The 12,130-nt window shown below is 70.9% G+C and carries 10 protein-coding genes; 9 read left to right on the forward strand and 1 reads right to left on the reverse strand.

The genetic code is table 11. The features are described 5' to 3' along the window. The first annotated feature begins 11 nt into the window (after positions 1-11). The 9 genes from ABD907_RS20170 (at position 12) to ABD907_RS20210 (ending at position 9,966) form a co-directional block, all read left to right on the forward strand. Positions 12-773 carry a YebC/PmpR family DNA-binding transcriptional regulator gene (locus tag ABD907_RS20170; RefSeq protein WP_345218871.1) on the forward strand — a complete coding sequence of 254 codons (762 nt, stop codon included), beginning with the start codon at positions 12-14 and terminating at the stop codon, positions 771-773. 67 nt (positions 774-840) lie between these two features. After that, entirely contained in the window at positions 841-1,458 is a 618-nt protein-coding gene (gene ruvC / locus ABD907_RS20175; protein ID WP_345218873.1) for a crossover junction endodeoxyribonuclease RuvC, read from the forward strand. A gap of 55 nt (positions 1,459-1,513) precedes the next feature. Then, complete coding sequence (gene ruvA, locus ABD907_RS20180; RefSeq protein WP_345218875.1) at positions 1,514-2,143, forward strand: Holliday junction branch migration protein RuvA; 630 nt, start codon at positions 1,514-1,516, stop codon at positions 2,141-2,143. Between the two features lie 22 nt (positions 2,144-2,165). Further along, positions 2,166-3,167 (forward strand): Holliday junction branch migration DNA helicase RuvB, encoded by a 1,002-nt coding sequence (gene ruvB / locus ABD907_RS20185; protein ID WP_345218941.1) that lies wholly within the window; start codon positions 2,166-2,168, stop codon positions 3,165-3,167. Between the two features lie 90 nt (positions 3,168-3,257). Further along, positions 3,258-3,716: a preprotein translocase subunit YajC gene (gene yajC, locus ABD907_RS20190; RefSeq protein WP_345218877.1), complete on the forward strand. Its 459-nt coding sequence runs from the start codon at positions 3,258-3,260 to the stop codon at positions 3,714-3,716. 61 nt (positions 3,717-3,777) lie between these two features. Further along, positions 3,778-5,958 carry a protein translocase subunit SecD gene (gene secD, locus ABD907_RS20195; RefSeq protein WP_345218879.1) on the forward strand — a complete coding sequence of 727 codons (2,181 nt, stop codon included), beginning with the start codon at positions 3,778-3,780 and terminating at the stop codon, positions 5,956-5,958. Then, complete coding sequence (gene secF, locus ABD907_RS20200; RefSeq protein WP_345218943.1) at positions 5,958-7,058, forward strand: protein translocase subunit SecF; 1,101 nt, start codon at positions 5,958-5,960, stop codon at positions 7,056-7,058. Before secD ends, secF begins: the two co-directional genes overlap by 1 nt. Continuing rightward, a complete protein-coding gene (locus tag ABD907_RS20205; RefSeq protein WP_345218881.1) occupies positions 7,055-7,603 on the forward strand; it encodes an adenine phosphoribosyltransferase in 549 nt (182 codons plus the stop codon). Before secF ends, ABD907_RS20205 begins: the two co-directional genes overlap by 4 nt. 23 nt (positions 7,604-7,626) lie before the next feature. After that, a complete protein-coding gene (locus tag ABD907_RS20210; protein WP_345218883.1) occupies positions 7,627-9,966 on the forward strand; it encodes a RelA/SpoT family protein in 2,340 nt (779 codons plus the stop codon). Between the two features lie 54 nt (positions 9,967-10,020). Here the strand turns inward: ABD907_RS20210 and ABD907_RS20215 are convergent, their stop codons facing one another. Beyond that, positions 10,021-11,769: a DUF349 domain-containing protein gene (locus ABD907_RS20215; RefSeq protein WP_345218884.1), complete on the reverse strand. Its 1,749-nt coding sequence runs from the start codon at positions 11,767-11,769 to the stop codon at positions 10,021-10,023. Positions 11,770-12,130: the final 361 nt, after the last annotated feature.

The raw sequence follows: 12,130 nt of genomic DNA on the forward strand, positions 1-12,130 counted from the left end.
CACGAGTACCCATGTCCGGTCACTCCAAGTGGGCCACCACCAAGCACAAGAAGGCCGCCATCGATGCCAAGCGCGGCAAGCTCTTCGCTCGGCTCACCAAGAACATCGAGGTCGCCGCGCGCACCGGCGGCGGTGACCCGGCCGGCAACCCGACGCTCTACGACGCCATCCAGAAGGCGAAGAAGGCCTCGGTTCCCGCGGACAACATCGACCGGGCGGTCAAGCGGGGCTCCGGCGTGGAGGCCGGCGGTGCGGACTACGAGACGATCATGTACGAGGGGTACGCCCCCGGCGGTGTCGCGGTGCTCGTCGAGTGCCTGACCGACAACAAGAACCGCGCCGCCTCGGACGTGCGGACCGCCTTCACCCGCAACGGCGGCAACCTGGCCGACCCCGGTTCCGTCGCCTACCTGTTCACCCGCCGCGGCGTGATCGTCGTGCCCAAGGGTGACGGCCTGGCCGAGGACGACGTGCTCGCGGCGGTGCTCGACGCCGGTGCGGAGGAGGTCAACGACCTCGGCGAGTCCTTCGAGGTGCTGTCCGCGGCCACCGACATCGTCGACGTCCGCACCGCCCTGCAGGAGGCCGGCCTCGACTACGACTCCGCCGAGGCGCAGTTCGTGCCCTCGATGGAGGTCGACGTCGACGTCGAGGGCGCCAAGAAGGTCTTCCGGCTGGTCGACACGCTCGAGGACAGCGACGACGTGCAGAACGTCTACTCCAACGTCAACGCCTCAGACGAGGTTCTGGCGGCCATCGACGCCGAGGACTGAGCCCGCCGGTGCCGCCACGCGGCGCCTGGTCCGCCGCTGACGCCGGCTGCGGTGCGAGAGTGGACGTGTGCGCATCCTCGGAGTCGACCCCGGCCTGACCCGGTGCGGGCTCGGGGTCGTGGACACCGCCAGCGGCCGGCGTGTCACGCTGATCGAGGTCGGTGTGGTCCGCAGCGCCGCCGATCTCTCGCCGCACCTGAGGCTGCTCGCCGTAGCGGAGGCCCTCGACGACTGGCTGACCCGCCTGAAGCCCGACGTGGTCGCCGTCGAGCGGGTCTTCGCCCAGGCCAACGTCCGCAGCGTCACCGGGACCTCGCAGGTCGCGGGCGTCGCGATGCTCGCCGCCGCCCGGGCCCACCTCCCGCTCGCGTTGCACACGCCCAGCGAGGTCAAGGCCGCGGTGACGGGCGACGGACGCGCCGAGAAGGCGCAGGTCCAGGAGATGGTCAGGCGGATCCTGCGCCTGGACGCCGCACCCCGCCCGGCGGACGCCGCGGATGCGCTCGCGCTGGCGATCTGCCACGCCTGGCGCGGCGGCGGGACGGGCAGCGCCGTACGCGCCCAGTACGGTGGCGCCGACACGCTGCCACGATCCACCGGTGGCGGCCTGACACCCGCCCAGCGGGCGTGGGCGCAGGCCGAGCGGTCGGCGCGCCGGGCCGGCGCCGTCGCACCCGGACGGTAGGTTGGATGGTCGTACACACGTTCGCCCGCCTGACGGCCGGGAGGGAAGGAAGTCGATGATCGCGTCAGTCACCGGGGTCGTCGAGGCCCTGGGTCTCGACCACGCCGTCGTCACGGTCGGTGGCGTCGGTGTGCTGGTCCACGCGACCCCCACGACCCTGGCCGGTCTTCGCGTCGGCGGCGAGGTCCGACTGTCCACCTCGCTGGTCGTGCGTGAGGAGAGCCTGACGCTGTTCGGTTTCGCCGACGACGACGAGCGCGGCGTCTTCGAGATCCTCCAGACCGTCTCCGGCATCGGCCCACGCCTCGCGCTCGCGATGCTCGCCGTGCACGACCCGGACGGGCTTCGCCGCGCCGTCGCCGCCTCCGACCTCGCCGCCCTGCAGCGGGTGCCCGGTATCGGCAAGAAGGGTGCCCAGCGCCTGGTGCTGGAGGTCGGGGAGAAGCTCGGCCCTCCCGGGGGTGACGTACCCGTGCCGGCCGATCAGGTGGCCGCCGGGCCTGAGTCGCCCGAGGTGGTCGAGGCCCTGGTCCAGCTCGGCTGGAGCGAGAAGGTCGCCGGCGACGCCGTCACCGCGGTGCTGAGCGGTCGCGGGCAGAGCGGCACCGACGGGCGGACGGGCACCGACGTCTCCGCCGTGCTGCGCGCGGCTCTGCAGCACCTCGGGGGGAACGCACGTGTCTGAGGCCGAAGGCGACCCGGCGGTCATGGACACCGCCGCGGACGACGTCGAGCGCGCCGCCGAGGCGGCGCTGCGGCCCAAGCGCCTCGACGACTTCGTCGGCCAGGAGACCGTGCGAGACCAGCTCTCCCTCCTGCTCGGCGCCGCTCGCGCCCGTGGCACGCCACCGGACCACGTGCTGCTGTCCGGTCCGCCCGGCCTGGGCAAGACGACACTGGCGATGATCATCGCGGCCGAGGTCGAGGGAGCGCTGCGGCTGACCTCCGGACCGGCGATCCAGCACGCCGGCGATCTCGCGGCGATCCTGTCCTCGCTGCAGGAGCACGACGTCCTCTTCATCGACGAGATCCATCGGCTCGCCCGCCCCGTGGAGGAGATGCTCTACCTGGCGATGGAGGACTACCGCGTCGACGTCATCGTCGGGAAGGGACCCGGTGCGACCTCGATCCCGCTGACCCTGCCGGCCTTCACCGTCGTCGGCGCCACGACGCGGTCCGGGCTGCTCCCGGCGCCCCTGCGGGACAGGTTCGGCTTCACCGGCCACCTCGAGTTCTACCAGCCGGCGGAGCTCGAGCAGGTGCTGCGGCGCAGCGCGAACCTGCTCAGCGCCAGGCTGCACGACGACGCCGCCCGCGAGCTCGCCTCCCGCTCGCGGGGCACACCACGCATCGCAAACCGCCTGCTTCGACGCGTGCAGGACTTCGCTCAGGTGCGCGGCAACGGCGAGCTCGATCTCGCTGCCGCCCACGGCGCCCTGGAGGTCTTCGAGGTCGACCGGCTCGGCCTCGACCGGCTCGACCGGGCCGTCCTGCACGCCCTGTGCCGCCGGTTCGGCGGCGGACCCGTGGGCCTGTCGACGCTCGCGATGACCGTCGGGGAGGAGCCGGAGACCATCGAGACGGTGGCTGAGCCGTTCCTCGTCCGTGAAGGTCTCGTGGTCCGCACGCCGCGCGGCCGCACGGCGACCACGGCCGCCTACGAGCACCTCGGCCTCGCGCAGCCAGGGGAGGCCACGCTGTTCGGCTGAGCCACACGTCGGGGTGGCGGTTCGTCGGGGCGGGGGTCGAGCGCCTAGACTCGCCGGGTTAGCCCCCGAACCGACCGGAGCACCTCCCCCATGGATCCATCAATCCTCATCTTCCTGGCCGTCATGATCGGCCTGATGTGGTTCGTCAGCCGGCGTGGCAAGAAGCAGCAGGCTCAGGCTCGCGAACGACTGAACGAGGCCATGGTCCCGGGCACGTGGGTCGTGACGATCGGCGGGTTCTTCGGCAAGGTCGTCGAGATCGACGGTGACGTCGTCACCCTCGAGGACCCGTCCGGCCACGAGACGATCTGGCTCAAGGGGGCGGTCAAGGAGGCGAAGGAGCCACCGTTCGCCGAGGCCGACGAGGACACCGAGGAGTCTGCGGACGCCGACGAGTCCGGCGAGGTCAGCACCCCGGTGGTGGACGTCGAACCGACCACGGACGACCCGGCCATCGGCGGCACGACGGCGACCGACCCCACGCTGCGGCCCGGTGGCCCCGGCGTGGACGAGGACGGTCGGCTCACCGACGACGAAAAGCGCGCCTGACACACCCCGCGGCCGAGGCCGCGAGAAGTCGACGCACGCCCGAACGAAAGAGAAGACACTGGTGGCGCCACGCCCTCGTCGAGAACGCCCTGGCCGCACGCTCGGCCTCCTGGGCCTCATCGTCGTCGCCCTGTTCGGGTCGCTGTTCGCCGGCTCGCAGCTGACGGACGACGCCTCCCTGACACCGGAGCTCGCCCTCGACCTCGAGGGAGGCACGCAGCTCGTCCTCACGCCGCAGACGACGGACGGCTCCGAGATCACGACGGAGGACATCAACCAGGCCATCGCCATCATCCGGCAGCGCGTCGACGCCTCGGGTGTCGCGGAGGCCGAGATCACCCGTCAGGGCAGCGCGAACATCGTCGTCGGCCTGCCCGGCACGCCAGACAACGAGACCATCGAGCTCGTCGGGCGTTCGGCCCAGCTGCGGTTCCGGCCGGTGCTCACGGTCGGCGGTCCCGGCACCATCGACCCCGAGGCGCTCCAGGAGCAGCAGCAGGCCCAGGAGAACCCCGACGCGGAGCAGACCGAGGAACCCACCGAGGAGGAGACGCAGGGGCCGCCTCCCACCCAGGAAGAGATCGAGGCGGCGGCCCGCCAAGCGGCCGATTCCGACGGCAACGGCGAGCTCTCGGACCAGCCGGCCACCGAGCCCGCGAACTCCTCGGATCCCGCCTGGATCACCGAACAGCTCACCTACGAGTACTTCACGCTCGATTGCAGCGATCCGGCGAACCGCATCGGGGGCACCATCCAGGCGCGGCCGGGGGAGCCGCTGGTCACCTGCTCCGAGGACGGGACCGCGAAGTTCATCCTCGGGCCGACCTCGCTGACCGGCTCGCACCTGGACTCGGCAAGCTCGGGCATGCAGGTCAACAGCCAGGGGATCAGCACCGGCCAGTGGGCCGTCAACCTCGAACTGAACAACGAGGGCACCGAGATCTTCGGCACCTTCAGCGAGCGGCTCTTCAACCTCCAGCCGCCGCGGAACCAGTTCGCGATCGTCCTCGACGGGCTCGTCATCTCCAACGCGTCGATGAACGCGCCGATCTTCAACGGCGAGGCCCAGATCACCGGCAGCTTCACCTCAGAGAGCGCCGCGACGCTGGCGAACCAGCTGAACTTCGGCTCGCTGCCGATCGATTTCGAGATCCAGTCCCAGGAGCAGATCTCGGCGACGCTGGGCACGGAGCAGCTGTCGAAGGGCATCCTGGCCGGCCTCATCGGCGCGGGACTGGTCGTGCTGTACATGCTCTGGCAGTACCGCGGCCTGGGCATGGTGTCCGTCGCCAGCCTCGTCCTCGCCGGCGCGATCACCTACGGCACCATCGCACTGATGTCCTGGTTGATCGGCTACCGGCTCTCGCTGCCCGGCGTCGTCGGCCTCATCGTCGCCGTCGGCATCACCGCAGACTCGTTCATCGTCTACTTCGAACGCATTCGTGACGAGGTGCGCGAGGGCCGGACGCTGGCCGCCGCCATCGCGCACGGGTGGCCCCGGGCGCGCCGCACCATCCTCGCGTCGGACGCCGTGAACTTCACCGCGGCCGCCGTGCTGTACCTGCTCGCCGTCGGCGGCGTCCAGGGCTTCGCCTTCACGCTCGGCCTCGTGACCATCGTCGACATCGTCGTGGTGTTCCTCTTCACCCACCCGGTGCTGCTGCTGCTGGTGAAGACCAAGTTCTTCGGCGAGGGCCACAAGCTCTCCGGCCTGGAACCGGAGAGCCTCGGTGCGACGTCGGCCACGTACCGCGGACGTGGGCAGTTCCGAACGCCTAGGCCGATCCGAGAGCCGGCCGGCGCGCCCGTGAAGGAACCGGAGCTGGTCGGTGCCCGGGCGTCGGCCGGCGCCGCCACGTCCTCGGCCGGTCCGAGGTCCCGGGAGCCGGATGACACTGTTGCGGCGGACGAGACTGCTGCGACGGATGCCGAGGCCGCGACGGACGAACGTGCGACGGGCCACGGCGCCCCCACCGAGTCGACGCCCGAGCGCGAGCCGCTACCGCCGCCCGTGGACGAGGACGGTCGGCGACTGACGATCGCCGAGCGACGCGCCTTGCAGCGTCGCCGGCAGGCCGAGCATGACCGGCAGGCCGAGCGCCCGGGACAGGCGGATCAGACCGACCCGTCCGAGCATGCGGAGCCAGACGACAAGGCCGAGCCAGACCAGAAGGTCGAGCCGGGTGACGACCAGGCCGGAAGCGACAGATCCGGCACGACGGACGAGGACGGTGAGCGGTGATGTTCTCCTTCCGCCGCTGGGGCAACGAGCTCTACACGGGCCGCCGGTCCTACGACGTCGTCGGGCGACGCAAGACGTGGTTCACGGTGGCGGCGGCCCTGATCGTCGCGTCCATCGTCGTGCTGCTGACGCGGGGCATCAATGCCGGGATCGAGTTCGAGGGGGGCTCGCAGTTCACGATCTCGGGCGCCGCGACCACGAACGAGCAGCCCGCTTACGACGTCATCGCTGAGGCGGGCGGTGAGCCGCCGCGAGTCTCGACCGTCGGTGACGACGGCATCCGCGTGCAGACCGGGGACCTCTCGGACGCCCAGACGCGGGAGATCCGCACGGCGCTGGCCGAGGCGTACGACGTGCCCGTCGCCGACGTCGCCGCGTCCTTCATCGGCCCGTCGTGGGGGCAGGACGTCACCGTGCAGGCTCTCATCAGCCTCGGGGTGTTCCTCGTGCTGATCTCCGTCATTCTGATCGTCTACTTCCGGACGTGGACCATGGCGGTCGGCGCCCTCGGCGCGTTGCTGCACGACGTGATCGTCACGGCGGGCGTCTACGCCGCCGTCGGGTTCGAGGTCACCCCGGCCTCCGTCATCGGGCTGCTGACGATCCTGGGTTACTCGCTGTACGACACCGTCGTGGTCTTCGACAAGGTCCGCGAGAACAACGCGCACCTGTTCACCCAGGACCGGCGGAGCTACGCAGAAGGCGCGAACCTCGCGGTGAACCAGACCATGGTGAGATCCATCAACACCTCGGTCACCGGTCTGCTGCCGGTCGGGTCGATCCTGTTCGTGGGTTCGTACCTGCTGGGCGCCGGGACGCTGCGGGACATCGCCCTGGCGCTGTTCGTCGGCATGCTGGTGTCCACGCTGTCCTCGGTGTTCCTCGCCGCGCCGATCGAGGTGGCGCTGCGCGAGCGCAAGGACAGCGTCGCCAAGCACACCCGCACGGTGATGGAGCGGCGTGAGCGCCGTCGGGCAGCGGTCGAGGGCGGCGAGGGCGACCCCTCCGCCAGCACCGGGGACCTCACCGGAATGAGCGTCGTGGCCGGTCGCCACCTGGGCCACACCGCCCAGCCTCGCAGGAAGAAGGGGCGACGATGAACCCGCCGGCGGCCGGCTTTCCTGCCGGGCTGACCGACCTGGTCCGTTCCCACGTCCGTGAGATCCCCGACTTCCCCGCGCCGGGCGTCCTGTTCCGCGACATCACGCCGCTGCTCGCGGACGGACCGGCGCTCGGGGAACTCGTTCGCGGCCTCGCGGACGTCTACCGCGGGAAGGTCGACGCCGTCGCCGGGCTGGAGTCCCGCGGATTCATCCTCGCGGCACCGCTCGCCGTCACTCTCGGCGTCGGCATGCTCACCGTGCGCAAGGCCGGCCGGCTCCCGGGTCCCGTGATCGGCGTCGACTACGAGCTCGAGTACGGCACCGCACGCATGGAGATGCGGCCGGAGACCGTCGACCCGGGCCATCGGGTCCTCATCGTCGACGATGTCCTGGCCACCGGTGGAACCGCTGCCGCCGCCGTCGAGCTCGTCGAGCAGGCCGGAGGCCAGGTCGCCGGTCTCAGCATGCTCCTGGAGCTGTCGGAGCTGGGTGGTCGCAGCAAGCTCGAGGACCGCCAGGTCGACTCGGTACTCGTCTACTGACCGAACAGCCGTACCATCGACCAATGGCGGGTGAACGAGTGCCCACGGGTCGAGAGGGCAGCACCGAAACGGTGGTGCCCAGCTCCAGGGTGCGTTCGCGCCTGGTCTGGCTCGGTTCACGTGGCCACACCAACCCGCCCGCGGTGGAGCCGCTCCTGCGAGCCGTGCGCGCGAACCACCCGAAGGCCGACACCCAGTTGATCCTGCGCGCGTACGAGATCGCCGAGCGAGCCCACGAGGGCCAGCTGCGCAAGAGCGGTGACCCGTATATCACCCACCCGGTCGCGGTGGCGACCATCCTCGCCGAGCTCGGCATGACGCCGCCGACGCTGGCGGCGGCCCTGCTGCACGACACGGTCGAGGACACCGACTATCCGCTGACGTCGCTGCGTTCCGAGTTCGGCGAGGAGATCGCGCTGCTCGTCGACGGCGTCACCAAGCTCGACAAGGTCACGTACGGCGACGCCGCCCAGGCGGAGACCGTCCGCAAGATGGTCGTCGCGATGGCCAAGGACATCCGTGTCCTGGTCATCAAGCTGGCCGATCGGCTCCACAACGCCCGCACATGGCGTTATGTATCGGCCGGCTCGGCGCAGAAGAAGGCCCGCGAGACGCTGGAGATCTACGCGCCGCTGGCGCACCGGCTCGGGATGAACACCATCAAGTGGGAGCTGGAGGACCTGTCCTTCGCGACCCTCTACCCCAAGGTCTACGACGAGATCGTCCATCTTGTGGCCGAGCGCGCTCCCGCCCGTGACGAGTACCTCTTGACGGTCGCGCGCCAGATCGAGGACGACCTGCGCACCGCCAAGATCAAGGGCGTCGTCACCGGCCGACCCAAGCACTACTACTCGATCTACCAGAAGATGATCGTCCGGGGCCGGGACTTCGACGACATCTTCGACCTCGTCGGAATCCGCGTCCTGGTCGACAACGTTCGCGACTGCTACGCCGCCCTCGGCGCGATGCACGCCCGCTGGACCCCCCTGCCGGGGCGGTTCAAGGACTACATCGCGATGCCCAAGTTCAACCTGTACCAGTCGCTGCACACCACGGTGGTGGGCCCGAGCGGCAAGCCGGTCGAGATCCAGATCCGCACCCACGACATGCACCGCCGTGCCGAGTACGGCGTCGCCGCGCACTGGAAGTACAAGGAGAGCCCGAACTCCAAGGGCGCCCGCGGGCCGGCGACCTCCGTGCCGGGTGGCGCGGAGGAGATGGGCTGGCTGCGCCAGCTCGTGGACTGGCAGCGCGAGACGGCGGACCCCGGCGAGTTCCTCGACTCGCTGCGCTTCGAGATGTCGGGCGCGCAGGTCTACGTCTTCACCCCCAAGGGCGACGTGCTCTCGCTACCCTCAGGCGCCACCCCGGTCGACTTCGCCTACGCCGTGCACACCGAGGTGGGGCACAGCACCGTCGGCGCACGCGTCAACGGCCGGCTGGTGCCGCTGGACTCCGAGCTCGAGAACGGCGACACGGTCGAGGTCTTCACCTCACGTGCCGAGGGCGCGGGGCCCAGCCGGGACTGGTTGACCTTCGTCAAGAGCCCCCGCGCACGGAACAAGATCAAGGCGTGGTTCACGAAGGAGCGGCGCGAGGAGGCCATCGAGGCGGGCAAGGGGCAGCTCACCAAGGCGATGCGCAAACAGAACCTCCCGCTCCAGCGGCTGATGAGCCACGACTCGCTCTCGGCCCTGGCCACGGAGATGCACTACACCGACGTGGAGGCGCTGTACGCGGCCATCGGTGAGAACAACGTCTCGGCCGGCAACGTCGTGAACCGACTGGTGCAGTCGATGGGCGGGGAGTCGGGCGCGGAGGAGACCCTTGCCGAGGCCACCGTGCCGGGCGAGGTGCGCCAGCGGCCCCGGACCTCGGACAACGCGATCGTCGTCGAGGGCATGGCGGACACCGACATCTGGGTCAAGCTCGCCCGATGTTGCACACCCGTGCCCGGCGACCCGATCGTCGGCTTCATCACCCGGGGATCCGGGGTGTCGGTGCACCGCGCGGACTGCGGCAATCTCGAGGGGTTGCGCAGCCAGCAGGAGCGCATGGTGGACGTCAGCTGGGCCAAGAGCGCGCAGAGCTTGTTCCTGGTGCAGATCCAGGTCGAAGCGCTCGACCGGAACGCGCTGCTGTCAGACGTGACACGCGTGCTCTCGGAGAACCACGTCAACATCTTGTCGGCGTCGGTGAGCACGTCCCGGGACCGGGTGGCGATCAGCAAGTTCGTGTTCGAGATGGCCGAGCCCTCGCATCTCGGTCACGTGCTGAGCAACGTGCGCAAGATCGACGGCGTCTTCGACGCCTACCGCGTCACCGGCTCCAAGAGCACCCGCACGCCCGCGCCCGACCGCTGAGGCCCCGCACCGGAACGGGCCGCCGCGGGCGGGAACCGGCAGGGCACCGAAGCGTCAGCTGCGGTCGGCTGTGCGACGGACCTGGTCGAGCCACGTGCGCCGCGCCTCCAGGGCCGCCTCCGCCTCGTCGATCCGCTTCTCGTCGCCGCTTGCCCGTGCCTCGTCGAGGGTGGTCTGCAGCTGCTCGATCGCTTCGTTCAGCTGCGCGGCGGCCCCTTCCGCCCGGGCCCGGGTCTCGGGGTTGGACTTCTCCCACGCCGAGCGTTCGGCGTCGCGGATGGCCTGCTCGACGGCTCGCAGCCGGCCCTCGATCCGCTGCACGTCACCGCGGGGAACCTTGCCGATCTCCTCCCACTGCTCCTGGATGGGACGCAGCGCCGAACGCGCCGCCCGCGTGTCCTTGACCGGCAGCAGCGCCTCAGCCTTCTCGAGCAGAGCCAGCTTGGCCTCGAGGTTCTGCCCGTACTCGGCGTCGATCTCGGCGTTCTGGGCGTTCCTGGCGTCGAAGAACACCTGCTGCGCGGCCCGGAAGCGGGCCCAGAGCGCGTCGTCGTCCTTGCGGGAGGCGCGACCCGCGGCCTTCCACTCGTCCATCAGCTGCCGGTAGGCGGCCGTGGTGCGGCCCCAGTCCGTCGAGGACGACATCTCCTGGGCGCGTTCGATCAGCCGCTCCTTCGTCTCCTTGACCTGACTCTGGACGGCGTCGAGCTCGGAGAAGAACTGCCTGCGGTGCCGGTCGAACGCCGTCCGCGCGTGCGAGAAGCGCTTCCAGAGCTTCTCCTCGCTGGTGCGGTCCAGACGCGGGCCGTTCCGCTGGGCCTGCTTCCACTCCTCGAGGAGCTCGCGGAGCCGCTGCCCCGACTGCTTCCACTGCGTGCGGGCGGGATCCTGCTCGGCGATCTCCTCGGCCTTCTCCACGATCACCGTGCGCTCGGCCAGTGCCTGCGCCCTGGCAGCCTCCCGCTCCGCGGCGGCCTGCTCGCGGCGCTCCTGGGCGGCGTCACGCGCCTTGCTCAGACGGTCCCGGAGACCGTCCAGGTCGCCGACGGCCGCCGGGGACTCCAGCGCCTCCCCGAGGGAGGCGAGGGTCTGGTCGATCTCCTTCGGCGTCAGCTGCGGCAGGCGGGTCTCGAAGAGGGAGACCTGAGCCCGCAGGTCGAGGAACCGCCGGATGTAGAGGCCGAGGGCCTCCTCGGTGTCGGCACCGGTGTACTGGCCGACGGCCCGCTCGCCGGCGATCTCCCGGACCCAGACCGTGCCGTCGTCGTCCACGCGCCCGAAGGCCGCGGCCTCGGCCTCGGCGTGCGGGTCGACCGTGGGCACCACCGCAGGCTGGGTCGGGGCGACGGCGGCCGGGGTCGGCGCCGCAGCACCCGCGCCGGCCCGAGCGCCGGGCTTCGGGGGCATCGAGGCCGGAGTCGGCCTCGGCTTCGGCGACGGCTTCGGTGACGGCGTGGGCTTCGCGGCTTCCTCGGCCGGCTGCTCGGCCGACTGCAGGGCCGGCTGCTCGGCAGCCTCTACCGCCGCCTCCGCCGGCTCCGCCGTCGTCCCGTCCGTCTCCGTCGCCTGAGGCGCGTCTGCGGGCCCGGCCTCCTCCGCGACCGGCTCAGCGGGCTCCGCAGCCTCAGCGGGCGGGTCCGCAGCCTCAGCGGGCGGATCGGCAGCCTCAGCGGGCGGCTCGGCCGGCACCGGCGAGCCCGTCGACGACGTCGTCGCGGCCGTGCCGGCTGCCTCGGCCGGTGGATCGGTGGTGGCCTGCTGCTCGTCGTCGGCGGGCTCTCGGGGGGTCGGCTGCTCGGTCACGGGTCGCGCTCCTTGTCGGTGACGGGGTAGGCCTGAGCCACACCGTTCTCGGTACGTCACCCCTGGGTAGGGGCCCTCGGCACGTCAACAGCAGACCGGCGCGCCTCGAGGCGCCCCGGGCCCGAGGTGCACGCATCGCACGCGTGACGTCGGTCTCAGTGTAGAGAATCGAGCAAGGTCGGCGGGCCATGGCCACGCGACGGTCATCGTCGCTGGACGGATAGCCTCCTTCTCTCAGTGTCAGGGTGAGTGTTGCCGCCCTTGTTGCGGTGGTTGGATCCTGAGCACCTGGTGTCTGGCTCATAGCCTCGTTGCCGACAGCGGTCTGGCATGCATGGGTTTTGCCGGCACCAGGTGTGAA

This window comes from Georgenia halophila (genome assembly GCF_039541595.1).

Excerpts from the sequence above, each read along its gene's own strand:
- ABD907_RS20205 (WP_345218881.1), top strand. The coding sequence starts at position 7,055 with ATGAACCCGCCGGCGGCCGGCTTTCCTGCCGGGCTGACCGACCTGGTC.
- ruvB (WP_345218941.1), top strand. The coding sequence starts at position 2,166 with ATGGACACCGCCGCGGACGACGTCGAGCGCGCCGCCGAGGCGGCGCTG.
- yajC (WP_345218877.1), top strand. The coding sequence starts at position 3,258 with ATGGATCCATCAATCCTCATCTTCCTGGCCGTCATGATCGGCCTGATG.
- ruvA (WP_345218875.1), top strand. The coding sequence starts at position 1,514 with ATGATCGCGTCAGTCACCGGGGTCGTCGAGGCCCTGGGTCTCGACCAC.
- ABD907_RS20210 (WP_345218883.1), top strand. The coding sequence starts at position 7,627 with ATGGCGGGTGAACGAGTGCCCACGGGTCGAGAGGGCAGCACCGAAACG.
- ABD907_RS20170 (WP_345218871.1), top strand. The coding sequence starts at position 12 with ATGTCCGGTCACTCCAAGTGGGCCACCACCAAGCACAAGAAGGCCGCC.
- secF (WP_345218943.1), top strand. The coding sequence starts at position 5,958 with ATGTTCTCCTTCCGCCGCTGGGGCAACGAGCTCTACACGGGCCGCCGG.